The organism is Vibrio sinaloensis (assembly GCF_000808535.1).
GTDB classification, from domain to species: domain Bacteria; phylum Pseudomonadota; class Gammaproteobacteria; order Enterobacterales; family Vibrionaceae; genus Vibrio; species Vibrio sinaloensis_D.
This window is the reverse complement of sequence record NZ_JWLV01000023.1, coordinates 99,524-123,603: the sequence shown is the minus strand read 5'-3', so window position 1 is coordinate 123,603 and position 24,080 is coordinate 99,524. Positions and strand designations below refer to the sequence as shown.

Annotated in this window: 33 protein-coding genes; 7 read left to right on the top strand and 26 right to left on the bottom strand. The window is 46.7% G+C overall.

Features of this window, described 5'->3' with window-relative positions; all coding sequences use genetic code 11:
* Positions 1-878: 878 nt before the first annotated feature.
* The 19 genes from RJ47_RS21445 to RJ47_RS13985 all read right to left on the bottom strand — a co-directional run bounded on the left by RJ47_RS21445 (position 879) and on the right by RJ47_RS13985 (position 10,354).
* Positions 879-1,031, bottom strand: a complete 153-nt coding sequence (locus RJ47_RS21445) for a hypothetical protein (protein ID WP_005475908.1) — start codon at positions 1,029-1,031, stop codon at positions 879-881.
* Positions 1,031-1,240, bottom strand: coding sequence for a hypothetical protein (locus RJ47_RS14060; protein WP_039484515.1), 210 nt, complete (start codon positions 1,238-1,240; stop codon positions 1,031-1,033). The genes RJ47_RS21445 and RJ47_RS14060 overlap by 1 nt, the downstream gene beginning before the upstream one ends.
* A 91-nt stretch (positions 1,241-1,331) precedes the next feature.
* Positions 1,332-1,865 (bottom strand): structural protein, encoded by a 534-nt coding sequence (locus RJ47_RS14055; protein ID WP_039484513.1) that lies wholly within the window; start codon positions 1,863-1,865, stop codon positions 1,332-1,334.
* Complete coding sequence (locus tag RJ47_RS14050) at positions 1,865-2,677, bottom strand: hypothetical protein (protein ID WP_039484511.1); 813 nt, start codon at positions 2,675-2,677, stop codon at positions 1,865-1,867. Before RJ47_RS14050 ends, RJ47_RS14055 begins: the two co-directional genes overlap by 1 nt.
* Entirely contained in the window at positions 2,674-3,222 is a 549-nt protein-coding gene (locus tag RJ47_RS14045) for a hypothetical protein (protein WP_038192040.1), read from the bottom strand. The genes RJ47_RS14050 and RJ47_RS14045 overlap by 4 nt, the downstream gene beginning before the upstream one ends.
* Complete coding sequence (locus RJ47_RS14040) at positions 3,219-3,653, bottom strand: hypothetical protein (protein WP_005475942.1); 435 nt, start codon at positions 3,651-3,653, stop codon at positions 3,219-3,221. The genes RJ47_RS14045 and RJ47_RS14040 overlap by 4 nt, the downstream gene beginning before the upstream one ends.
* 2 nt (positions 3,654-3,655) lie before the next feature.
* On the bottom strand, positions 3,656-4,081 hold the full coding sequence (locus tag RJ47_RS14035) for a DNAase (RefSeq protein WP_419831541.1): 426 nt from the start codon (positions 4,079-4,081) through the stop codon (positions 3,656-3,658).
* Positions 4,024-4,230 (bottom strand): hypothetical protein, encoded by a 207-nt coding sequence (locus tag RJ47_RS14030; protein WP_005475929.1) that lies wholly within the window; start codon positions 4,228-4,230, stop codon positions 4,024-4,026. The genes RJ47_RS14035 and RJ47_RS14030 overlap by 58 nt, the downstream gene beginning before the upstream one ends.
* Positions 4,227-4,361: a hypothetical protein gene (locus tag RJ47_RS21595; protein WP_263280378.1), complete on the bottom strand. Its 135-nt coding sequence runs from the start codon at positions 4,359-4,361 to the stop codon at positions 4,227-4,229. Before RJ47_RS21595 ends, RJ47_RS14030 begins: the two co-directional genes overlap by 4 nt.
* A complete protein-coding gene (locus RJ47_RS14025; RefSeq protein ID WP_005475961.1) occupies positions 4,361-4,645 on the bottom strand; it encodes a hypothetical protein in 285 nt (94 codons plus the stop codon). Before RJ47_RS14025 ends, RJ47_RS21595 begins: the two co-directional genes overlap by 1 nt.
* An 8-nt stretch (positions 4,646-4,653) precedes the next feature.
* Entirely contained in the window at positions 4,654-5,481 is an 828-nt protein-coding gene (locus RJ47_RS14020) for a major capsid protein P2 (RefSeq protein ID WP_005475981.1), read from the bottom strand.
* 11 nt (positions 5,482-5,492) lie between these two features.
* The gene (locus RJ47_RS21590; RefSeq protein ID WP_005475944.1) at positions 5,493-5,621 is read right to left on the bottom strand and encodes a hypothetical protein; all 129 of its coding nucleotides are present in this window, start codon (positions 5,619-5,621) and stop codon (positions 5,493-5,495) included.
* 121 nt (positions 5,622-5,742) lie between these two features.
* Entirely contained in the window at positions 5,743-6,510 is a 768-nt protein-coding gene (locus RJ47_RS14010; protein WP_039484508.1) for a hypothetical protein, read from the bottom strand.
* Complete coding sequence (locus RJ47_RS14005; protein ID WP_038215978.1) at positions 6,476-6,934, bottom strand: hypothetical protein; 459 nt, start codon at positions 6,932-6,934, stop codon at positions 6,476-6,478. Before RJ47_RS14005 ends, RJ47_RS14010 begins: the two co-directional genes overlap by 35 nt.
* Positions 6,918-7,430, bottom strand: coding sequence for a hypothetical protein (locus RJ47_RS14000; protein WP_039484506.1), 513 nt, complete (start codon positions 7,428-7,430; stop codon positions 6,918-6,920). The genes RJ47_RS14005 and RJ47_RS14000 overlap by 17 nt, the downstream gene beginning before the upstream one ends.
* A complete protein-coding gene (locus RJ47_RS13995; protein WP_039484504.1) occupies positions 7,423-7,749 on the bottom strand; it encodes a hypothetical protein in 327 nt (108 codons plus the stop codon). The genes RJ47_RS14000 and RJ47_RS13995 overlap by 8 nt, the downstream gene beginning before the upstream one ends.
* Positions 7,750-7,823: 74 nt before the next feature.
* The gene (locus RJ47_RS13990) at positions 7,824-9,725 is read right to left on the bottom strand and encodes a hypothetical protein (protein ID WP_039484501.1); all 1,902 of its coding nucleotides are present in this window, start codon (positions 9,723-9,725) and stop codon (positions 7,824-7,826) included.
* Positions 9,726-9,910: 185 nt separating this feature from the next.
* Entirely contained in the window at positions 9,911-10,087 is a 177-nt protein-coding gene (locus RJ47_RS21440) for a hypothetical protein (RefSeq protein ID WP_005475975.1), read from the bottom strand.
* Between the two features lie 12 nt (positions 10,088-10,099).
* Complete coding sequence (locus RJ47_RS13985) at positions 10,100-10,354, bottom strand: pyocin activator PrtN family protein (RefSeq protein WP_038215984.1); 255 nt, start codon at positions 10,352-10,354, stop codon at positions 10,100-10,102.
* Between the two features lie 133 nt (positions 10,355-10,487).
* Here RJ47_RS13985 and RJ47_RS13980 point away from each other — a divergent pair, with 133 nt between their 5' ends.
* On the top strand, positions 10,488-11,093 hold the full coding sequence (locus RJ47_RS13980) for a S24 family peptidase (protein ID WP_039484499.1): 606 nt from the start codon (positions 10,488-10,490) through the stop codon (positions 11,091-11,093).
* A gap of 28 nt (positions 11,094-11,121) precedes the next feature.
* Here the strand turns inward: RJ47_RS13980 and RJ47_RS13975 are convergent, their stop codons facing one another.
* Together RJ47_RS13975 and RJ47_RS13970 are read right to left on the bottom strand one after the other, a co-directional pair.
* Positions 11,122-11,970 carry a hypothetical protein gene (locus RJ47_RS13975; RefSeq protein ID WP_156143326.1) on the bottom strand — a complete coding sequence of 283 codons (849 nt, stop codon included), beginning with the start codon at positions 11,968-11,970 and terminating at the stop codon, positions 11,122-11,124.
* Positions 11,971-12,043: 73 nt separating this feature from the next.
* Positions 12,044-12,250: a hypothetical protein gene (locus RJ47_RS13970; protein WP_156143325.1), complete on the bottom strand. Its 207-nt coding sequence runs from the start codon at positions 12,248-12,250 to the stop codon at positions 12,044-12,046.
* Between the two features lie 900 nt (positions 12,251-13,150).
* Between RJ47_RS13970 and zur the strand changes: the two genes are divergently transcribed.
* Complete coding sequence (zur, locus tag RJ47_RS13965; RefSeq protein ID WP_005475957.1) at positions 13,151-13,600, top strand: zinc uptake transcriptional repressor Zur; 450 nt, start codon at positions 13,151-13,153, stop codon at positions 13,598-13,600.
* Between the two features lie 26 nt (positions 13,601-13,626).
* Complete coding sequence (locus tag RJ47_RS13960) at positions 13,627-14,088, top strand: chemotaxis protein CheX (protein ID WP_005475940.1); 462 nt, start codon at positions 13,627-13,629, stop codon at positions 14,086-14,088.
* A 49-nt stretch (positions 14,089-14,137) separates the two neighbouring features.
* Here RJ47_RS13960 and cysC read toward each other — a convergent pair whose 3' ends face one another.
* From cysC to cobA, 5 genes are read right to left on the bottom strand one after another with little or no spacing between them, the layout of a single operon-like run.
* Complete coding sequence (gene cysC / locus RJ47_RS13955) at positions 14,138-14,755, bottom strand: adenylyl-sulfate kinase (RefSeq protein ID WP_038192773.1); 618 nt, start codon at positions 14,753-14,755, stop codon at positions 14,138-14,140.
* 12 nt (positions 14,756-14,767) lie between these two features.
* Positions 14,768-16,492, bottom strand: coding sequence for an SLC13 family permease (locus RJ47_RS13950; RefSeq protein ID WP_039484493.1), 1,725 nt, complete (start codon positions 16,490-16,492; stop codon positions 14,768-14,770).
* A gap of 24 nt (positions 16,493-16,516) precedes the next feature.
* Positions 16,517-17,944 carry a sulfate adenylyltransferase subunit CysN gene (cysN, locus tag RJ47_RS13945; protein WP_039484490.1) on the bottom strand — a complete coding sequence of 476 codons (1,428 nt, stop codon included), beginning with the start codon at positions 17,942-17,944 and terminating at the stop codon, positions 16,517-16,519.
* Positions 17,945-17,966: 22 nt separating this feature from the next.
* Positions 17,967-18,902: a sulfate adenylyltransferase subunit CysD gene (gene cysD / locus RJ47_RS13940; RefSeq protein WP_263280383.1), complete on the bottom strand. Its 936-nt coding sequence runs from the start codon at positions 18,900-18,902 to the stop codon at positions 17,967-17,969.
* 26 nt (positions 18,903-18,928) lie between these two features.
* Positions 18,929-19,792, bottom strand: a complete 864-nt coding sequence (gene cobA, locus RJ47_RS13935) for a uroporphyrinogen-III C-methyltransferase (protein ID WP_038139327.1) — start codon at positions 19,790-19,792, stop codon at positions 18,929-18,931.
* 260 nt (positions 19,793-20,052) lie between these two features.
* Here cobA and cpdB point away from each other — a divergent pair, with 260 nt between their 5' ends.
* The 4 genes from cpdB (at position 20,053) to RJ47_RS13915 (ending at position 24,075) form a co-directional block, all read left to right on the top strand.
* Positions 20,053-22,014 carry a 2',3'-cyclic-nucleotide 2'-phosphodiesterase gene (gene cpdB / locus RJ47_RS13930; RefSeq protein WP_039484487.1) on the top strand — a complete coding sequence of 654 codons (1,962 nt, stop codon included), beginning with the start codon at positions 20,053-20,055 and terminating at the stop codon, positions 22,012-22,014.
* A 111-nt stretch (positions 22,015-22,125) separates the two neighbouring features.
* A complete protein-coding gene (locus RJ47_RS13925; RefSeq protein ID WP_039484484.1) occupies positions 22,126-22,689 on the top strand; it encodes a Crp/Fnr family transcriptional regulator in 564 nt (187 codons plus the stop codon).
* Between the two features lie 72 nt (positions 22,690-22,761).
* A complete protein-coding gene (locus tag RJ47_RS13920; protein WP_039484481.1) occupies positions 22,762-23,217 on the top strand; it encodes a GNAT family N-acetyltransferase in 456 nt (151 codons plus the stop codon).
* Positions 23,218-24,075, top strand: a complete 858-nt coding sequence (locus RJ47_RS13915; protein ID WP_039484479.1) for a DMT family transporter — start codon at positions 23,218-23,220, stop codon at positions 24,073-24,075.
* Positions 24,076-24,080: the final 5 nt, after the last annotated feature.

Here is a 24,080-nt window from a genome sequence, read left to right as displayed (position 1 = left end):
TTACAGGGTCTCAATTATCTCTGCAAAGACCCTCACGGACGATTAAGGCTCAGAAAAGTCTCACTTTTTTGAAACTTAATTACCCTTATTGTATTTTTCCTCCATTTTTGTGAACTTAACCAGCAAAAAACAATCATTATTTCGATGAAGTAGTATTGACTTCTTTTTTTGCAACATATTTTGTATTTTTTTTGCGTTTTTTTATCTAAAAAAAACTCTAACCTCCATTTCGCATATGTGATATTCATCACACTTTGTCATTGCTGTATTTTTCCACATACCTCTGTTTGCTCCTCAAAAAGCCCATACGATGCTTTAGGCTACACATTCATACTATAGGACGAATACTCTTGAATATGCCCTGTCTGAGTTGTTAAGACAGAATTAAGCAATGCTCTTTTGAGATATTTAACGTCCCTTTATCTCTAAGAACGCCCCAAAAAAAGGTTAAAAAACCATCACAAGCACAAGATGTAGAAAAACTAAGTTACTAATAACACTAAATAAGCTCTAAGCTATGGCTGCATTTAACGGGATGAACCGTTAAAAAGTATTGATTTAGATCAATAAAAATATGCCCTTACTTAAGATCAACGCGATCTTAGTGGCAACGATCTCAGTAAGAAAGAAAACAATGAAAATTGCCAAAAAGGGAATTATTCCACTTGCAAAAATCTAAACGCTTATGGCTAAAGGCTTATAAGTTAACTCGAGAACAAATCTATCAGTTTAAGGGCTTGTGAACAGAGACTGACTTTATTCTCTTCTCACCCTTTATCTTTTTCAATTAAGCTAAAATAAAAAAAGCCCACTCCTAAGAGTGGGCTAACACAATTAAACGTCATATGACGAGGACAATGACGTTTACGATGACGTTATTAATGACGTTCTTCTAGGCGAACAATCCGCTCTTCCATTTTTTCCATCGTTCGACGGATCCACTTGAGGTCGGTTTTAATCGCTACGCCAACACCAATACCACTAGAGATTGCGCTCACCGCAGCTATTATTAGGGTTTGGTACTCAGCCATTACTTGAACTCGTTACGTAAGGTTTCCCATAGACCAAGCGCCATCGGTACAAGCGTACCAATGAGACCACCGTAGCTCGCGCCGGACTCACTCACCGAGACCGTCCACAGCTCAGGATGCCCTGACGCCGCAGCCACACCCGCCGCAATGAGCGCCGCCCCTTTGTACGTGGACGGCTGTTTGATAAGACTTTCTAGATACTTTTTCATAGCAATTTATTCCCTTTCAGAAACTTGATGGCGTAGGCACTCAAGATGGCCCCTATCACCATCACGATGATTTTCTTGGCGTCTTGTTTGGTCATGCCATTTGTACCCCTTGCTGTGCTTGCTCTAGGGTGTAATGGCGACCGACTTCCATAATCGACATCGAATGAATCAGACGCGCCAGTGTGTTGTCGCTGCGTAGGTCAATCGGCGCATCAGGGCTCACGCCGACACGCTTCGCCACAAACTCGGCGTAATGGTCTGAGTTGTTTTCATGGCTTGGCGCAAACTTATGGATAAGCTCGCGGATACTCTCTAGGCCGTAGCGCCCTTGATAGGTATCACGCAGCAATTTGGCTCCTGCTCGGAACCCATATTCCGGCGCTTGGAAGGTTTCAAAACGGCTATCCACCGATGGCGTGACCTTGCCGAGCCAGTTGTTATTTACATTGCTCTCGATGTTGAGCGGGTTATTCGCTCGAACGCCGCGAGGCTTACGAATGGTATTGACCACGTTGGTTACCTCTTGAGTGATGGTTTCAATAACATCGCTCCCACGTTGTGAGCGGGTGACGTAAACCACACCACCCACAAGCAGAAGTATGAAAACGAAGAGTGGCGCACGCATTACATTGGCACCGCGTCATTCACGACTTTATCGACGATGTGCATATCAAGAATGCTGACACCGAACGGCTCGGCGTAGATTTCTTGCAGAGGTGGCTCCGTCAGGTGAATGGCCTCCTCTTTCCACATGATTTTTTGCGAGTACTCTTCAAATGGAAAACCCGCGCGGTCCCAATTCAACTGACACGCCAAGCGCAAGTTATTAAAGGTAAAGTTGAGCTTTTCGACCGTTAGTGTGTTGTCCCCCATATTGGCCTGATTGCCAGATAGCGGCAGGCGCACCACCTTGGTGTAACCACCTGTCATCAACACCACATTGTCTCGGTCTCGCGTGGTTGTGATAGGAACACTGGCGACAATGGCGGATAGCTCTGGTTGCGAATCCACATCAAATCCCACATCCCAAATCAAACCGCCCCACAAATCCAAGTTCTCAAACCCTTCTTCGGTTAAAGCAATTTGCTGACGGATGTTGACGTTAATCACCATCTCGAGCTCTTTGTCCTTATGCCCTTCTGGGTCAGCGAAAATAGGGTCTCGAATGTAGTCCGGTACCAAATCACGGTAATGCACCACTTCTAGGCCGTTTCGCTTTCGCAGCGAGTAGCAGTCTTTGCGGTACGAGCCTTCATACATTTCTGGTGGGTATCGAACAGGCACCAAATCAAAGGTTCGAGGTTGATAGATGTTCACCTTATCTCCGGTAGAGCCTTGGCCTAACGACAACACGTACTCAGTCAAACGCTCGACCTTATTCACCGAGCTGCCCTCACCGATGATTTGGCGAATGCGATCTAATAGTTGTTCGTTCATGAATGGCACTCCAAGATAAACACGCGATCGGTTTCTGCTCCTGTCAGTTCGATGGCGGCGGTCGATTCAATCTCAATGAGCTCACCCGCCAGTAGCGGATAGCTCCCGTTAATCAAAATCTGCTCGGCGTTATCGCTTGGGGTACGAATCGTGATTTTTTGTCGAGTCAGATTCTCTTCAAGGCTTGCGGGCATCGTCAGCTCTTGCGCATCAATGGCGCTGCTCTTGGGCTGCACCTTGGTTTTCACTTGCTGATTCGGTGCAATCTCCATTGGTGGCATTAACTCAATGACCACACGCTGACCGTCAGACGGCGGTTGGAAATCGCCTTTACCAAATTCCACATCAATGGTTTGAGATTCGCTCGAATGCAGCAGCACTCGGCCAAGCAGCTCGTTGTTTTTAATCACCGAGCCTTGCGGGATTGTCACGCGCTCACCCGTCACGGTTTCCATCACAATTGGAGCGCTTGCGTAACGCAGCCACAGCCAAGAGCCGGAAATGGTCACTGGATACGGCTGATTTTCTTGCAGCGTAAATTTCATCGTTTCTTCAGTGCCATCATGGCCACCGCTCCTAGAATCAAGGCAATCACAACCAACATGATGATTTGCTCTTTGCGCGTCTCACTTTGGCCGTTGTCTTGTTTGAATTTCGCCAGCTCCATAATGGAATCTAGGCTTTGTTTGTTTTGCTCGGCTTGGTTACCCGCGAGCCCTGCCAACATTTGCAAGTTCTCCGAGTTCGCCGCGCTCATATCGTCTAAGGCATCACCCGCAAACGACAGCGAGCCATTCATTGCGCTTTCGGCAAATAACAGGCTTTTCTCGATGGCGCCGTGGTCAGTGGCCGTGACCGTAATGGTCGAATCCGACACGCCACTAATGGCTGTTCCGAGGTTGTTGCCCGAAATGGCATTTTGACCGCTGACGTTACTGGTCGAGGTGATGTTCTTAGAGCTGGATTTACCACCCATAATTACACTCTCATTGTTAGGTGCGTGGTGTCGGTCAGAGGCTTTTCCGTGGTGTTCAAGCGGCGAACCAAACGCGCCAACGCGGGAAAATAGGTCTCAGCGGAAATACTGGTTAACCCCGCATTCTTCACGTAGGTTTGAAGCTCTCGAATACCTTGAATCACCCCATAACCGGACACGCCCCATAGGTAATAGCTCTCACCGAGGATTTCTCCGGCCACTGTGATGTCGTAGCCCTCACCCGTTAGTTGATAGAGGCTTACGCGCCCTGTCTGGACTTCGGCTTTCAGCTCCTCAAAGTCCTGCGGACAAGCGCGAAAGGCCACCTTCAATCGGGCAAGCGCTTCGGGGTTCTCAGTGACACAGACAATCATTTCTTGCGCAGCACCAGAAAAGCCAAAATGACCACAACCGCACCAATCAACCAAGGGCTCACCCCTTGAGGGCTTCCCATGTTGATAGAGCCAATGCTTTGGCCGCTGTTATTGGTACTCGTTGCGGTAGAGGGGCCAGCCTGACCGCCACTAATAGGCATGGTGCCGCTATTGGTGAGGCCACCGCCTAGCATCGGAATCATAAGCCCCCCTTAAGAAGCGCGTAGCCCACGACCAAGAGCACCAACATCATTACAAGCTTGCTTGAGCCCTCAGAGAGCTGAAAGCCAACAATGCCGCCACCCAAAAACACCACAGGGAGTAGAAAAGGCATTACTTACCCCCTTTCATCAGCATCACAACAAGCAAGAGAACAATAAGAGCGCCCACACCCATTACGATGTAAGTCGTATTCATGCCCCCTTGATGGCTAACCAGAGGGCGACCATCGGCGGTCTGCCCCTCTACTTGATGCGGTCGTGCTTCGTCTGGGTTGCTTGCGGTCTGCTTGTTGTCGATGTCGTTTTGAGCCACACCTTTGATCCAAGTGCTGCCCGCATCAGAGACCGCATCGACGAGCTCGCCGCCTGCCTCACTGATTGCATCTAACCAACTCATAGCCACTCCTATTGCGCGTTAACCACAGCTACTTGCTCGATGGCTTCCACGATAAGCGGCACACTGCCGGACGAGGATTTCTCAAGCTCAAATTGCAGTGAGCGCACCGCTTGGGTTTTCAGCTTGCCTTCCGTACCAAAACCAGTACGAATGAAGTCGAGCGAGAACCAACCATCGTTTTGCTCAAGGCCCATCGCCGCCAAGTCGAAAGCGTTGTCCGCTTTGTTGACGTTCATTTCTTCGCGGTCGTCACGAATGACGCGAACACGCTCAATCGTGTCGTCTTTGAAGTGAACACGGTTAATGTTCAGATACGGCGAGCGCTCGGCCCAATCAAACGGCGTACGACCAGAGGCAGACGCGAACCACGTCAGCGAGAAGATGCGCGGCATAAAGATGCGCTGCGTTTGCGCTTCCGTAATATGAGCGCGGGCGCGAATGCTTGGCGCCTCGACACCGCTTTTCGCTTTCAGTTGGATGTACACAAACCAGATTTCGCCTGGCAACGTCACGAGTTCACCTTGGCGAACGCCAATCTTGGTGCGCATGGTCATGTCGCTAAACGAGATCACGTAGCGACCTTGCTGCGTGTAGTTCGAGCGGTGCTCTTGTAAATCCACCATGTCTTGACCAGAGAGCGAAACAATCTCTTTACCGTTGTGAGTGATGCGCACGCGCTCAATATCAGACGGGTTAAAGATGTTCGTCACTAGCTCAAGGTTTTGGTAGGTTGGCCCCGACACCAAACGCAGCGTAGCTTGGTTGCCCCATGCCACACCCTCTACAGGGTCGAGCTCTTTTGGACGCGGGTTAAATAGTGTTTGAAGTGCTTCCATTACCGTTCTCCTTAGAACCAGCCAGTTTTGCCGTTGATGGTTTCTTTCAGAGTTTTCATGGCCGCAATGTTGTTAATCGCCGCCAAGATGATGATGGTCAGCAAGGCCGTGATTAACATGTTTTTGTGTTGTGCTTTCATGTTGTTTCCAATTCGTCACAGGTTGAAAAGAGCCTTGATTAAGCGAGGAAAAAACGAGTTGGACAACGGAAGGCAACCTATAGGTTGAGTGGCTAACCTATAGGTTGGAGTGTGAAGGGCATCACCGATAATTTAGGGAGGTTTTCGCCCCTGTTTGGCAGTTAAATGCGCGTTTTTCAACGTTACCAATCCCATCACGCACGAGCATGTATTCAGCAATCGGCTTGTTGATTTTCTGCTTGTTGACCTTGGCCGAAACCAGCGAGGCAATCTCGCCAATCTCTAAGCCTTTTTTGTCAGCCAACCATTTGGCATCGGACATCGAGTTGACCGCGCCAATCCACCAAGTCGAAGATTGTTCGGTCACGGTTTTTGGCACTTCCTGACCACGCTGAAACACGGTGTGAATCACTAAACCATACTGACGACCACCGCGAAGCAGCTCCCCCGCTTTGCCCTTGAGTTTGCCGGAAGTCTCAACGCAGCTCGCCAACTCTTCGATAACGGTATGCAGCTTGGGCGCATGGCCGTTACCCATCGCCCACACCACCGCGCTAAAGAACTCCAATTCGTCAGCCGTTGCCCCGCCTTTGGGAATGTACGCGAGCTTAAACGACTGACCGGAGCGACGAGCCACCAGCAAGGATTTGACGAACGCGGCGCGAGATTCAGTGCCATGACACATCTGTCCTTGAAACTTCGTCCCCGCATAATTTCGGTACGGGTCAAAGAACACCGCTTGAGAGGCTTTCGGCACAAGCCCCAAATGCTTCACTGCTGAGGTTTTACCCCCGCCCGTTCCCGCCACATAAATCACATGCTCTGCATCGTGTGACGGGTTGGAGTTCACCGGATTAGGCAGGTTGAGCGGCTTTGGCTTTTTCGACATTGCGTTTCTCCTCCTCCGCTTTTTGCATCGCTAACTCTTTGATGGTGCGCTTTGAGGTATAAATCAGACCAAGCACCGCAATCAGCAGCGTGGCCTCTTCGATGTAATCCCCAAACACGGCCATAATGCTGCCGCCGTGTTTATTGAGCACAGGCACCGCCGCATTAATCACTTCGGTTTTGCCTTTCTCATCAAAACTAAATTCCACACCGGAAATAATGCAGGTGGCTTGCTCGCACAAGGTGAACATCACTCCCATAAAACCTTGCAGCGCTTCATCGTTCAGCCCTTCGGTTTCTGGTGCGGTTTCTTCGGTTAGTTCAGTGGGTGACTCTTCGGTTTCAAGCTGCTTGATAAACCCGCCAAAATCGCCCCAATCATCGCCCTCAGTCAATGGCTCCAAGGTTTCATTCGGTTGCTGCATTGGCGACCTCCTCAGATTGTGGTTTTGGCATCAATAAGCGAAAAGCCCACAGTAGGACAATCAGTACACCAAGTGCGGTCAATACACGCTTGAACGAAAAGAACGACTTTGAGACGGGCGCTTTCTCTTCGGTTTCGCTTTCGGTTAACTCAGTGCTTTCAACCTTGCTATCACTGGGCTCAGCGATAGCATCAGGCTCAACACTTTCAACGGTTTCTAGTGCGTTGGCTTCGGTTGAATATAGCGCTTCGAGCTTTTGGCCTACCATGATCCTTTCCGTTGAAAAGCGTTCTTCGATGTACTTATCAACGCTTTTGCTCATGGAGCTATTACCGCAATTTGGACACTTGTAATACTTCAAACCAAGGTTGCGACTGTTCTTCGGTGGCTCGCCTTCGGCAATCAAACGCCCTTCACCTACTTGATGTACGGTTGCTTCACTTGAGCACACCGGACAAGGCACATAACCGCGAACCGGATTCGGATGCTTACTCATTGCTACCCTCCACCACTTGCGCTTCTTCAATGCCATCCAACTGGTTGAGGTTAGCGGTAACATGAGCGCGGTATTTCTTACGCGCCACATTGTTGAGCTTGGTTAACTGCTCAATTTGCTCGAAGAAGTTGGGCGCAAGCCCTAACGCTTCCAATGAAAAAGAGCCCGTCATTAACATCTTGGTGGCTTTGCTCATTAGCTTGCTCATGTCCATCTCTTTGAGCTTTTTCACTTCGTTCTCAACGTTGGCCGTTAATTGGTCTGCCGCATCTAACGCGGCAAGGTCACGCTGACATTCTTGAATAGAGAGTGATTTCATTAGTTTTCCTCTGTCTCACGACGTTAGTTAATAAGATGCCCCTGATTCCCATCGTTGGCGTGTTTGATTGTTGGCTAAGCGGCTAACCTGCCTTCTAGGTAGTCAGATTTAATGCTCTGCCAATAGTTAATTTCTTCTTCGGTCGGCTCATTAGGTACTGGCTCTTTTAAAACACTCTGCCAATACGCTCGCCTCTCTAAGAAATGTTCATATTGAGCTTGATACTGCTCTCTTGCTTGCTGTCGAATATCACTTAAGTCGATATGATGCCGAGTGCCGTAAACCTCTCGCTCTAACACTTCGCTATATTGGCCCGTTGCACCTAGCAGCTCCATTGACCAACCTCGCGCCCCACATGCCCAATGCAAAAAGCTGTCTAATCGTTCACGCGATTTATCGCCATCAAAGGTGATAGAAAAACGATTCATGCTCGAAACGTGCATTTCTTTTTGCTTCATATCTTGAGTGACTTTCTTGGCCGCTCGCTCTAAACGAATGATGCGACTTTGCAGTTTGTCCAAATACGCTTGAGGCTGATCTTGTTTCTTCGCAATGCCGGACGCTTTAATGGTTTGAGCCTTCATCTTGTTGATGCGCGAAAGTGAACGCTGTAGCGGTTTCTTCCATTGCTCTAACTTGTAGCCAAGCTCTTTAATCACAGCAGTAATGTTGTCAGCTTCGAACGTGGCTAATGTTTCCCATGCCGGAGCGCGAGAACAACGCGCAATGTTATAGCGATTGCCACGAATCAAGCCTTGGTCTGCGTTCTCGCCTTTTGCGGCATAACCGAGCGCTTTAATCAGATAGGAGCTTGCCGCTTTGGGTTGCTTAATCCATTCAAGGTGCGCCATTCCCTGCCCCCAAAGTGCTTCAAGTCGTTTCGCCCAATCAGCAAAAACCGATTTATCTACCGACCAACGCATCACCAAATGAATGTGAGGGTTTGGCTCACCGATAATTTCGCCGTTTTCATCTTTGCTTGGTGGACACTCTGCCACCCAAATGTAATGAAAATCCGCTTTCTCTCGGTCTGGGCCGAACTCGGTTGGCTTCGCTTTGTAGTGAGGCTCAATTTTTCTTCCGGTCTCAGTTTCCCAACCGCGCTGATACATTTTCTTGCAGCCATCCAAGAAGCGAGAGACTTCTCGCCCCATCGTAGTCTCAAGCACTTTGATCACCTTGAACGGTTTCTCGGGTAACAAGGTGTATTGCCCGTCTTTGCCGTGAACCAACGTCCCTTTGTCTCGCTCAAATCGAATCGGCGTGTAAGGTCGCCCTTCGGCTTCAGCCATTGCCCCAAATAACGCCATTCGCTGCTCACGCGAAAAGGTAAGCGTTAAGAACGTGGTGAAACCATCATGGCACTGAGCAACATACGCGCCCGACTCAAAGATTTTCGACACACTTCGTTTAGTGAGCTTTTCAGTGAAGCGTTCTCCCACATTTGCATCCGGAGCGCTTCCCGCTGGCGGTTGAGTGACTATCTGCGCTCGATGCTGACCTGACCAATCTCGTTTTTGTAGATGCAAGGAAACGGGGGATGATTCTGGGGTAAACGTTGTTTTCTCATGCGCAAGCGGTAAGACAGCCGCACTCGTTCGCCCTGTAGTCGCGTACAGGCTTTCAAAGCTGTCATGCCCTTTCCTGCTATCAAGTTCCGTTTTAACGCCGCGAGGATGCTTGAGCACTCGCAGACGCTTATCAATTCGAGCGATTTTCTGGCGTTTTTTGTCGTGTCCGACTTTTGCGCCCTTGGACAAGCCTATTGTTTCCTCGCTATCGCGAGCCGCTTCGCGGATGTGTTTGGTGCGCAAAAAATGCAGTTGTTCATGGACACGGAGTTTTTGGTTCTCACTCTCAGCCCATTGCTGAAAATCAGAACCTAAAAAACCCGCTTCATAGCAGGCATTGGTTTTCAAGATTTTATCGAGTGGGCGAACAGCTCCGCCCACATACAGTAGATCTTCTTTTTTCATTACTTAAGTTCGTCGCCACGTAAGCGGGTTTACGTTCAAGCCTTTCGTTCTCTTTTGGTTTAAGCCGTGTTCCTCGCGGAGCTTTTGCAAAATGCTGATAGAGCGCTGTCGCTTTTTAGGGTCTGGGTTCACCATTCCCGCCATATCAGGACAGGGCAAATGAATGGGGTCAGATACCTGCACAGTTACACCTCCAAACTCTCTAGCAGCTCAATGGCCTCTTGGAGTTGGCAACAAACCTGATCCAAATAGGCTTCTGCATTGGGTACGGGTGCGATTCGTGAACCAATAGCCTCAAGCAGTGCTTTGGCTTCGCTTGAGTGAGTAAAATCAATGTTGATTGCGTGAATGGGTGTATTCATTGTCTGCTCTCCCTAACCATTAACTGATAGCCAATCTTGCTTTGCTTCTTTGTGTCGCTTGTCGATATAAGCGGCCAAGTCTTCGACTTTGATTAGAGAGGGGCTGCGCTCAGAATCGCGCAACTTGAAGGTAGGAACAGGGAAATCACAGGCTTTCGCTCGCTGCTCCGCTGTCTTAGGAGTAATGCCAAAAAATTCTTGGCTAATTTGTTTTAGCTCAACGGTTGGACTTTCAAAACGAGCTAATAGGGCAAAACTTGTATTCATACTTCCTCCGTGTAGTACACTAGAGGGAGTTAAAGGAAATTCTAGTTCCCCTTAACATCCCCAAACTCAACAAAGGGAATTATTGAGGATCTAATTTCTTAAATCAACCCCAAAAGTACACGGAGATATTTTTATGGGAAGTTTTGAGGAACAACTAAAAGAGCTTAAGCGATTAACCAACACCGCTAAGAACGTTGATTTAGCAAAGGCTCTTGGCAAGTCTCCAAAGACAATTTCCAACTGGAAACACCGAAACCACATCCCTGAGGATATTTTCATCAAAGCTAGAGAGCTGTCACAAAATGGCTCACTTGCTCCCCGTGGCTACCTAGAACTCAAATTCTATGAAGTTGAAGTAAGTGCGGGTCATGGGGCACTGGTTGAAAAAGAAGAAGAATCAAGCGCAATGGTGTTTAGTGAAAAGTTCATTAGACAAGAGCTTGGTTTCAACCCAAACAATATTTTCCTAATGCCTGTCCGTGGTGACAGCATGAGCCCAACGCTCAAGAACCAGAGCATTGTGATGGTTAATCGTGTTGATGGATTCTCAAATGACGGTATCTACGTTTTCCGCTTTGATGGCCGCTTGATGGTGAAACGCATTCAGTTTTTGCCACAAGGAATCAAAGTTGTGAGTGATAATCCAGCTTACGAACCGTGGGAACTATCGAAGAAAGATATTCAAAGTGCAGACTTTGAAATCATTGGTGAAGTAGTCTGGTCAGGGCAAAGGATGTAAAAAGGAGCCTTAAGGCTCCTTTTACTAATTAAAACTTAAAATTACCTAGCTCATTCCACTCTTCTTTAGCTTCATGCTTATGAAACATATTCTCATGAGCAAAATCATGAAGATGAGCATGAACAATTTCACGCAGTGGTAACGCAATTATAAAGTCAGCCCAGATATTACGCTGATCAAGAAAGTCATCTACATACTCCTTTGTATCACTTTCTTTATAACCCTTTTGCCGCAGCACTCGCTTAATTTTCTTTTTCTCCTCAGCTTCCAATGAGTCAATAACAGGTTTATAAGGTGTCACTTTTTTAAGCCTAAGTTCATCTTTACACCTATAACCACTAAATAGTGGCAACACATAAATATCTGTAAAAGGCTTAGTTGGTATTTCATAAATGTAACCTATATACACTTTTCGGTCTGAAAGCGTGAAAAGAACAGGTACACCAGTAAGTGAAGAACGATAAAACAACTTTGTAAACTCAGGGCTTTCTGCATCATTGAAGAACTCTTCTCTTAGAAGAGCTTTCTTGTTAAATGGTAAATACGCAAGCCAAGGGAGTATTTGACTAAGAATTAGAGTGATAAAGCTAATCTCAAACATAGCTACTGTTTGTGTATCAAAGCTAGTCAAGAAAGCACGCTCTAGAAAGAGTTTACCTACTGAGTTTTCTACATTGCTGTTATAGCCTAATGAAACTAGCCAGTAGTAGAGTAAAGATGCAAAGAAAGCTAATAGTAAACCTGAAGCAGAAGAACTAAAAAAGGTATGGTAGCCACTACTTCTTTGCAGCATGTAATGTGTTTTGTGTATATTCCTTAGCAAGTTATAACCTGCGATACCCAGAACAAAAACTATCAATACTGTGGGTTTAATCATTTAATCCTAACCATAGAAATACAAAAAGGGGTGTCGATATCGACACCCCTTTATGGTAACAGTTTCTTATGGTTTAGGCTGTAGCCTTTTCTCTTTCAAAACTCGCTTCTGCAGCACGTAGCTGCTTTTTTACCGCTTTACTGTTACGTAGAGATTTCATATCAATGCGGTACACGTCTGAGTTAACCATTTTCGGCTCAATCTCAAACTTCTTGGCTTTCAGCTTAGGCGCTTTATCAGTTTTGAAGAAACTAAACATATACGAGATCCAATTTTTCATGACTTCCCCCTATAGCTCCATGCTTTTATCAGGGGCGGCAATTAGAGAGCCGCGATGCTATCAAAAGTTCAACAATTAAACAATTGACAACTCCATAATTGTACAAATTAGCTATGATGTCGAGAGATACAACAAAGAATTTACAAAACTTTGCTATCAATACCCCAACAACTTAGAATTAAGAGCGACTTAAGGTCGGGACTCCTATAGTCCCCCTCAATCAACCTAACTTATTGAAAGTAAATATTAATCAATCCAATCGAGCATGGGTGCAATGGAAAAGCGGTTAGCCGCGTATTTACTAGTATTGTCAGGTTTCATAAGGTGAGTCTCGCAGTAAAGTGAGCATCTTGGTGAAAAATCGATTCGCGATTATACACACAGAATCACAAACATTCAGGAAAAAGAGAAACTCGGTCAGCAATACCCAGACAGGCTCAATACAAGTGCCTTCGCATGTGCCATGCGCCATTCAGCACTTTACCACCAGTAGGCCAAAAGCTACCTGCCCCAATAGCAACATCTTAATTGTTTGATTATGTGGAGATAAAATCGATCATCATTCTAAGCTCAGAAAGCAATATCACCTTTTGGTCTACGGGTGACCCAAAGCAAGGTTTACCCCCAGGATTACTGACTCTACCAGTTTCATTTGCTCGCCACGCCCTTGTCTATCAACAATAGAATCTACCGCTAAGCACATACGATACTGTCACCAAGACAGCAAAACGGCGCTAACTCTTACTGATCTTGTTTCGTTTTCCATCAACTTAGAGTAACTTAGGCGGCATAAGCCATTAAGGTTCATTGGGGTAACTAACTGAACAAGCAATCATAAATTACCCATAGATCAACGATAAACCTCAATAAATGGTATATTATTAAAAATGTCCATGAGGAATGGTGAACAGTTTGGATCAACAGCTAGTCACACAAATTGAAGAAATATGCGCTGCTCGCGGCGTACGACTCACTTCACAGCGTAAGCGCGTATTTGAGTTAATCTGTGCGAGCCCCAAAGCATCAAGCGCTTATGAGCTGTTAGAGGATTTGAAACAGACTGAACCTCAAGCAAAGCCGCCAACGGTCTATAGAGCCTTGGAGTTTTTGTTAGAACAGGGGTTTATTCATCGAGTCGAGTCAACCAACAGCTATATCCAATGTGGCTCTTGTAACGCCCACACGCATTATTCACACATGCTGATCTGTGATAAATGCAGTAATGTTATTGAACTGCTAGATGATAGTTTGGTAGCCTTGTTAGTTAACAATGCGGAAAAGCATGGATTTACCATCACCAACCATGTGATTGAATCTCACGGTGTTTGTAAAAACTGCTCATCCGAATAAGCGAAATAAAGATATAGAAGAAAGTTATGCGCGCTGAATTTGTAAACCCGTTTTTAGCTTCTTTAATGAACGTTCTAAAGACGATGGCTTCACTGGAGCTGAAGCCACAAAAACCTCGTGTTAAGAAAGATGAAATCGCACGTGGGGATGTATCAGGTTTAATAGGGATGGTTGGTCCGCAAAGCCGCGGTTCTATGTCTATTACCTTTGATGAGAGTCTTGCATTAGAAATCATGCAAAACATGCTAGGTGAGCGCCCGAATGGTCTAAACGACGAAGTAACCGATATGGTGGGTGAAATCACCAACATGGTAACAGGTGGCGCAAAACGTATTCTAGCTGATAGCGGTTTCGACTTTGATATGGCAACACCTGTTGTCGTATCTGGCAAAGGCCATACGATTCGTCATAAATGTGAAGGCTCAATCATAATCATGCCTTTTTCATCTCAATGGGGTAATGCCTTCATTGAGATTTGCTTCGAGTAACCGCTCAGCGAGATCAAAAAAGCTTCCCAAGGGAAGCTTTTTTATTAGGTCATGCAATAATGTTGCGCGCCTTTAGAGCTTGCAAACAGTCATCCACCAGCTCATCAATTGATTTTTCTCCCGCTAATAAATCGATCTCTGGATTGATGGGAGCCTCATATTCAGAGTCGATTCCTGTAAAATTAGGGATTTCTCCCGCTCGCGCTTTTTTATACAGCCCCTTAGGGTCGCGTTGCTCACATACCTCAAGAGATGCATTGACGAAGACTTCAATAAATTCTCCTTCCGGAAGCAGGTCTCGGACAAGTTGACGCTCCGTTCGGTGAGGGGAAATAAAAGCAGAGAGAACGATTAAACCTGCGTCAGCCATGAGTTTAGATAGCTCACCGATGCGACGTATATTTTCTCGGCGATCTTGCTCAGAAAAGCCCAAATCACTACACAAACCATGTCGAACATTGTCACCATCAAGCAAGTAGGTGTGGTAGCCCAGTTCTGCTAGCTTGTTTTCTAACGCTCCAGCCACAGTGGATTTTCCTGCACCTGAAAGACCTGTAAACCAAAGCACAGCCGGTTTTTGCTGCTTTAAGTTAGCACGAAACTGCTTATCGATAGCATGCTTATGCCAAACGATATTTTCATCCTTAGTTGGCGTTTCCGTTGTCATAACTGTGTCCTTTTAATACGGGAAAAACTGGGGAATAAGCGCCAATACCAGCACTGAATATACGATTGATAACGGTATTCCCACACGAATATAGTCGGTCAATTTGTAGTTCCCTACGGTGTAAACCAATAAGTTAGTTTGATATCCGTAAGGAGAGATAAAACTCGCGCTTGCGCCAAACAACACCGCCATTACAAACGGCATTGGGTCAACCCCATAACCAATGGCCATGCTGTAACCAATTGGAAAGGCCAAGGCTGCGGCTGCATTGTTGGTTACCAGTTCGGTTAAAATCAGAGTCAATAAGTAGGTCGCAACGATAGCGCCAAACACGCCCCAGCCGTTGAATGCTTCAATAAACATTTGGCCCAATGCCATCGATAATCCAGACGAAAGCATAAGCTGAGCGATAGAAAGCGCAGAGCCAACAATCACCACAATATCGATAGGAAAGCGGCGGCGCAGCTCACTAAGTTGAACAATACCAGTAAACAAAGTTAAAGAGAGGAAGACCGAGAGCCCTTTAATTAACGGCACAACATTAAGAAGCGCAAGCCCTATGACACTGGCAAAACCGATCAAAACGATCGCAGACTTGTTGGCATCAAGACGTGCGCTCGAATCAAGATCATTCATTAGGACGAATTCTTTGCGATGCGCTTGTCGCTCTTGTTCAAATCGTTTACCTGGCACCAACACTAGGGTATCACCCGCATTGAGCGTAATGTTCCCAAGTCCACCTTGAAGACGCTCATGGCCTCGACGAATGGCAACCACCACAGCATCAAACCGATCTCGGAAATGGCTCGATTTCAGAGTCTTATTGCAAAAGCTTGCCGATGAACTCACCACCACTTCCACAAAGTTTTGTCCATTCAAGTGATGCTGACCAAACAGCGTCAAACCTTGGATTTCTTGCAATGTGGCAACACTTTCAATATCACCACAAAACAGAAGACGATCGCGAGCTTGGAGAACAAAGTCAGGGTCGACGGAAGACATAGTTTGACCATCGCGAATCACTTCCGCTAGGAACAGTTTTCTGAGTGCGCGAAGATTATTCTCACTAATGCTGCGCCCAACCAGTGGCGATCCTGGCTCTACGCGAGCTTCCAAAAAGTAAGGAAGATCATCTTGATTGTGATCATCATGGTTGGGAAGCAGGTAACTTAATGGCACCAAGATCAAGAGTCCACCAACCAGAACAGAAAGGCCGATCATAGTAGGTGTGAAAAACCCTAAACTAGGCAGCCCTGCATCTTCCACGAAGCTGTTGATGATCAAGTTCGTTGACGTTCCGATCAACGTCAAGGTGCCCCCTAAGATCGCGGCATATGAGAGAGGGATCAACAGTTTTGAAGGCGCATGCTGTTGATTACGCTTAATCGCACCAATCAGCGACACAACCACTGCTGTGTTATTCGTAAAAGAAGAAAGCAGAGCAGTCGAAACACCCAGCTTCGCCACTACAGTACCTAACGGCCCTGTTGATAGCGATCGACTCACCCAACTGATCAAGCGAGTCTTCTCTAGTGCCGCTGACGCTAAGATCAACAACACAAGAGTCACCAAAGAAGAGTTAGTAAAGTTTGTGGCAACCTCGCCTACCTCAATCATGCCAGCAAGAAACGCAATAAAGGCTGCGCCAGCAAAAATGAAGCTAGGCTTAATCCGCGTTGTTAGTAGGCATGTAACAATGCCCAATAACAATGCCAATACCAATCCTTGTTGCCACATAACACTTCCTTGTCAGCCTAGTGACTACTTCAATAACTGGCTGATGTCTTTTGCTTCCCAATGAGGGAAGTGCTTACGAACAAGCGCATTGAGTTCCACTTCAAAAGCTGAAATATCACCCGCTTTCGCTTCTACTTGAGTCAAGCTCTCACGAACAAGACCAGCACCAACAGTCACATTAGAAAGACGGTCAATGACGATGAAACCACCTGTGTCTGCACATGATTGGTAGGCATCAAGCGCCACAGACTCTGTCAACGTTAGTTCACACAGACCAATACCATTGAGCGGAAGTTCTACGGCGCTATGCGTTGACAGGTTATTAATGTCGTATTGATGGCGAATTCCTTCCACACGACCAACGGTTTTCTTACCCGCAATCTTAATGTCGTACTCGCGACCCGGCTGCAGCGGCTGCTCAGTCATCCAAACGATGTCTGCCAACAGATGGTTGCTTGACTCGACTTGTGCCTTCTCTAGCACAATCAAGTCACCACGGCTGATATCAATCTCATCTTCCAATGTCAGGGTGACGGCTAAACCCGCTTGAGCTTGCTCTAGGTCACCATCAAAGGTGACAATGCGTGCCACTTTTGATGTTTTGCCCGATGGCAGCGCTTTAATGCTGTCGCCAACGTTTACGCTACCTGAAGCAATCGTGCCGGCAAAACCTCGGAAATCGAGATTAGGGCGGTTCACGTATTGAACTGGGAAGCGAAAATCACCAGACGTCTTATCCTGGTCAACATCGACGTTTTCGAGTAGCTCAAGCAGTGACGGGCCTTCAAACCAACTCATTCGCGGGCTTGCTTCCACAACGTTATCCCCTTCTAAAGCAGATAGCGGAATGATCTGAATGTCGGTTTCGCCCTGAAGGTTCTTGGAAAACGCTAAGTACTCGTCGCGAATTTCTTCAAAACGCTCTTGAGAATAATCGACAAGATCCATTTTGTTCACGGCGACAATAAAGTGCTTCAAGCCAAGCAGGTTCGAAATGAACGAGTGGCGGCGCGTTTGATCGAGCACCCCTTTACGGGCATCAATTAAGATCACCGCAAGATCACACGTTGACGCACCTGTCGCCATGTTGCGTGTGTACTGCTCATGTCCAGGAGTGTCAGCAATAATGAACTTGCGCTTTTGAGTCGAAAAATAACGGTAAGCGACATCGATAGTGATCCCTTGCTCACGCTCTGCTTGCAAGCCATCAACCAGTAACGCTAGGTCTGGGCGCTCGCCCGTTGTGCCGACACGTTGGCTGTCGTTGTGCACTGCCGCTAGCTGATCTTCATAAATCTGCTTCGAGTCATGGAGCAAGCGACCAATTAAAGTACTTTTGCCGTCATCTACCGATCCACACGTCAGGAATCTAAGTAGTGATTTGTATTGATGCTGTGTCAGGTAACCTTCGATACCTAGCTCTTCTAATTGAGCTTCTACTGCGCTATTCATGTTTCTTTCCTTAGATCCTTAATTAGAAGTAACCTTGGCGTTTTTTCAGTTCCATCGATCCAGACTGATCATGGTCGATCGCGCGGCCTTGACGTTCACTCGAGGTCGCTACCAACATCTCTTCGATAATGCCCGTTAACGTATTGGCTTCAGATTCAATTGCGCCAGTCAACGGGTAGCAGCCAAGCGTACGGAAACGTACACTCTTCTCTTCAATTTTCTCGCCTGGCTCTAGCTTCATGCGATCATCATCAACCATGATCAGCATGCCATCACGCTCAACGACCGGACGTTTGTCAGCCAAATACAGAGGAACAATTTCAATGTTCTCTAGGTAGATGTATTGCCAGATATCTAGCTCAGTCCAGTTCGACAATGGGAAGACGCGGATGCTTTCGCCCTTGTTGATTTGACCGTTGTATGTACGCCAAAGCTCAGGACGCTGGTTTTTTGGATCCCAAGTGTGGTTCTTGTCTCGGAATGAGTAGACACGCTCTTTTGCGCGAGATTTCTCTTCGTCACGACGAGCACCACCAAATGCCGCATCAAACCCATACTTGTTCAGAGCCTGTTTCAAACCCTGAGTTTTCATAATGTCGGTATGCTTAGAAGAGCCATGTACAAATGGGCTACATCCCATCGCCAGACCTTCTGGGTTCTTATGTACCAAAAGCTCGAAGCCATACTTCTCTGCAGTGCGATCACGGAACTCAATCATCTCTTTGAATTTCCAGTCAGTATCGACATGCAGCAGCGGAAAAGGAATTTTACCTGGGTAAAATGCTTTACGAGCTAGATGCAGCATCACCGATGAGTCTTTACCGATTGAGTACATCATCACCGGGTTATCAAATTCAGCCGCCACTTCACGGATGATATGAATACTCTCCGCTTCGAGCTGCTTGAGGTGGGTTAAACGTTCTTGGTCCATGTTAGTGCTTCCTTTGCGGCTCTCTATGAGCTTCTGACTAATCAAATAATGAGTTATGCGAATTGGCGTTGCTGTACGACAGGCTGCGGATTGAACCACGCCAGTTTGTCTGACAGAGACACCACTTCACCAATGACGATGAGAGACGGTGATTGCGCGTCTTTCGCAAGTTCAGCCAGTTGAGCTAGCTGACCTTTGAATATTTTTTGGGTTGCCTGAGTGCCACGTTCAATGATGGCGATGGGTGTTTCAGGGGAGCGACCGTGTTCAATCAGCTGACTTTCGATGTAGTCAGACTTCATTAACCCCATGTAAATCACCAAGGTTTGATTACCTCGTGCAAGGGTCGACCAATCCATCTGATCGCTTTCTGCTTTTAGATGACCAGTAATAAACATCGCTGACTGAGCGTAGTCTCGATGAGTCAATGGAATACCGGCATAAGCGGTCGCACCTGCTGCGGCAGTAATACCTGGGATAACTTGGAAAGAGATGCCCGCATCAGCAAGCACTTCAAGCTCTTCTCCTCCACGACCAAAGATGAATGGATCGCCACCTTTAATACGAACTACGCGATGACCTTGCTTAGCGAAATCGACGAGCAGCTGGTTGGTTTTTTCTTGCGGAACACTGTGATGACCGGCGCGCTTACCGACACAGACCAAAATCGTATCGCTTGGCACCAATGCCATGATCTCATCCGAGACAAGGTAGTCATATAAAACGACATCAGCTTGCTGCAGGAAACGAATGGCTTTCAGAGTCAGTAACTCGACATCACCAGGCCCTGAGCCTACTAACGCCACTTCTCCTTGAGCAAGAACACTCTGGCCAATCGTATTGAGGTTTGCTTGTTCTGTTCGCGACGTCTGTCGGTTACTCCGCGGAAATTGAGAAACTGTATCCTTGCTCGCCATCGTGACATCCTTTCCTAATTGATGATGGCATTATGGCCGCCAATACATATTACCTGAAATTCTAAAATTTCATTTTTTATATCAATAACTGATAAGGAGAGATTCGACATCGGTTGTTGTTTGAGCAATTTTGAGAGATTGTCAGCAGAACGCCATAAAGCGCCCGCGTAACATCACAAATTACTAGAGTTTGAAATCATTGTTTCATTTCATTTTGTTACATTAAGCACGATCCCAACTAACGCTATCGGAGCTTAAAAATGAAAGTAGCAGTGAAACCCCTTTCAATTGCTGTTTTAGGTGGAATGCTGACCATGGCAGGTCCAGCTATGGCAGAAACAATCAAATTACGCATCGTAGAAACCACGGATATTCATACTAATGTCATGGACTACGACTACTACAAAGACAAACCATCACAAAAAATTGGTTTAACGCGTACTGCTACTTTGGTTAAACAAGCCCGTGCAGAAGTGGAAAACAGTGTTTTAGTCGACAACGGGGACCTGATCCAAGGTAGCCCAATGGGTGACTACATGGCCTCTAAAGGTATTGAAGCGGGCGAAGTCCACCCGGTATACAAAGCCATGAACCAACTCAACTATGATGTGGGCAACATTGGTAACCATGAGTTCAACTATGGTTTGGAGTTCTTAGCAGAAACCATCAATGACGCCGACTTCCCTTACGTTAGCGCCAACGTTTTTGACAAGAAAACCGGTAAACACTACTTCAAGCCATACATCATCAAATCGCACAGCTTTAAAGATGTAGAAGGTGTAGAACACGAAATTAAAGTCGGTTACATCGGCTTTGTTCCGCCACAAATCATGGTCTGGGACAAGAAGAATCTAGAAGGCAAAGTGTTTGCCAAAGACATCAAAGAGACGGCTGAAGAGCTCGTTCCTCAAATGAAAGCGGAAGGCGCTGACGTTATCGTTGCTATCCCTCACTCTGGTGTCTCTTCCGACCCACATAAAGTGGGTGCAGAAAACTCGACCTATTACTTATCTCAGGTAGAAGGCATTGATGCGATTGCATTTGGTCACTCACACGCTGTATTCCCAGGAAAAGGGTTCGACAACATCCCTGGCGTAGACAATCAAAATGGCACCATTAACGGCGTTGCGGCTGTAATGCCAGGTCGTTGGGGTAGCCACGTTGGTGTTATTGACCTTGAGCTTAAAGAAAAAGATGGCAAGTGGACGGTAGTGAAAGGGCAAACTGAAGCTCGCCCTATCTACGACAAGAAAGCGAAGAAATCTTTAGCTGAAGCGGACGCTGAGATGGTGAAAGCGCTTGAAGCAGACCACAAAGGTACGCGTGATTTCGTGAATCAACCAATTGGTAAAGCAAACGACGTTATGTACAGCTTCTTGGCGCTTGTCCAAGATGACCCAACGGTACAGATCGTCAACCTAGCGCAAAAAGATTATGTCGAGCGCTTTATCCAAGGTGACCCTGATCTTGCGGATATTCCAGTCCTTTCTGCCGCCGCACCATTTAAAGCCGGCGGCCGTAAGAACGACCCTGCCAACTTTACTGAGGTTGAATCAGGTCAGCTAACTTTCCGTAATGCCGCCGATCTTTACTTATACCCGAACACGCTAGTCGCAATGAAAGTGACGGGTAAAGAAGTCAAAGAGTGGCTGGAATGTACAGCAGGTCAGTTCAAGCAAATTGACGTTAACAGTACCGCTCCACAAAGCCTGATCGACTGGGATGGTTTCCGTACTTACAACTTTGATGTCATTGACGGTCTGAACTATCAAATTGATGTGACAACACCAGCTAAGTACGACGGCGATTGTAAGCTAGTGAATGACGGTGCCGAGCGTATTGTTAACCTAACATACCAAGGTAAGCCGATTGATATGAAGCAGGACTTCATCATCGCGACCAACAACTACCGTGCATACAGCAATAAGTTCCCAGGTACGGGTTCTGAGTTTGTTGCATTTGATTCTCCAGACGAAAACCGCTCAGTCATTGCGTCTTACATTACTCGTGTGAGCAATGAGAAAGGCCAGTTCACTCCGAGCGCAGACAACAACTGGTCATTTGCACCAATCAAATCAGACAAGCAGCTGGATATTCGTTTCGAAACATCTCCAAGTGAAAAAGCGGCGAAATTCATTGAAGAAAAAGGCCAGTACCCAATGAAGCGTGTCGCAACCGACGATGTTGGCTTTGCGGTTTACCAAATCGACCTGCAGAAGTAACTCAGTTATCACAATTCTAGCCGCGACCAAGTTCGCGGCTTTTTTGTTGCTCGGTATTTTCGTGAAATCAGTTACACTCTTTGACACTGTTAACCACCGATACCCAGCTCTATGAACGACGTTTTTAAACAGCAACTCATCTCTCATGGCTTTAACACAGACGAAACAGAGCAGCTGTGCCAGTCTGCAAAATGGATAGAACTGCCGACACGCCACATTCTGCTCCATCAGGGAGAAGTGGCTCAGGAGATTTACTTTTTGCTAGAGGGTATTTGCCACTCCGCCTATCTCACAGAGAAAGGCAAAGAGTTCAGCAAAGAGTTTTACTGGGAAAACGACTGGATCATTGGATTCGAGGGCCTAATCAAGCAGCAACCTTCACCTTACCTTCTCGAATCTCTGACACCTTGCTCCCTCGTTTCACTACCGATAGAGACATTGCGAAATTGGCGAGAGGAAAAGCACGGTATCTATCTCAAATTGCTTGAAACGCAACTCATGCATAAGGAAAACAAAGAACGATTTATGCTGCTCTACTCGCCAGAAGAGCGATATACCCTGTTCTGTGAGCACTTTCCAAACTTGCATGAGCGCCTTAACGACTATCAAGTGGCTGCATACTTAGGTATTACCTCCATTAGCCTCAGCCGCATTAAAAAACGTATGCAAAATTAACAATGATTAATGCCGCAATAGAACAAGACCGTTAGTGTCGTCAAGATTCAGCACTTAGTGAAAAGGACAACTATGATTACCTGGCAACAACTCACTTTTGAACAGCTTTCAACCACTCAGCTTTATCAACTACTCAAGCTACGCGTTGACGTGTTTGTCGTAGAACAAACATGCCCTTACCCTGAACTAGACGACAAAGATCATCAAAGAGGTGTACATCATCTATTGGGCTACCGCAATGACCAGTTAGTTGCGTGCGCTCGATTGCTCCCTCCCGGAATCAGTTACCCATCCGCGAGTATTGGTCGTGTCGCAACGAAAGAAAATGAGCGAGGAAGTGGGCTTGGCCATCAATTGTTGCAGCAAGCACTTTCCGCCTGCCAACAACTGTGGCCACAACAGTCTATTGAGATTGGCGCCCAAGAGCACTTAGCCAAGTTTTACGAGAAGCATGGATTTGTTCAAACGTCGCCCATGTATTTGGAAGACGACATTCCTCATATCGATATGAAATTGAGCAAGGAATAGATGTCCGCGCATCACCTTGCCATCTTGTTACTCGTACTGGGCAACTTTGCAGCCTCAGTGTCTGATATCGCCGTAAAACTGCTTGATGGTGACGTCCCCACCTTCCAGTATGTCTTTATTCGTCAACTATTTTCATTGCTACTGATATGGCCTTTATGGCATCGCCAACCCAAAAAAGAAAAAGCACTTATCTCTTGGAAGCTTCAGTTGCTGCGAGCCCATTTAATCCTAATGGGCAGTGGGTGTATGGTCATCGCAATAACTCATCTCCCCCTTGCAACCGCAAATGCGGTTTTCTACGCCGCGCCTCTTTTGATGCTGCCTCTTTCAGTGATGTTACTAAAGGAGACCCCATCTCTGGGAAAAGTTCTCGCAAGCTTATTCGGTTTCGTCGGTGTATTGGTCGTGTTGCGCCCCTCGGAATTTCATTGGGCTGCGCTCTTTGCTCTTGGGACCGCAATGACGCTGGCGTTGTTCAACATCACCGCGAGGCGATTACCAAAAGAGCAAACCGTCGTCACGACACTATATTGGACATCATTGCTGTCACTACCAATGTCAGCAATTCTTTGTGCGATCTACTGGCAACCCATCAGCAACACTTCCTTACTGCTAATATTGGCAAGTGCAGGGTTAATACTCTCTTACAATGGGCTGGCTGTTGCAGCCTACAAGCGAGCGCCGGCGGGCAATATTGCGATAGCAGAAAACTCAGGATTGGTATTTGTGACTTTGTTCGGTGTGGTGTGGTTTTCGGAAGTACCCGATTGGTTAACCCTAGTCGGAATATTGATGATCGTTGTGCCGCTGATCCCTTGGAGGTCTCTCAGATTCAGGCCAGCGGCAAACGGAGCATAATTGCC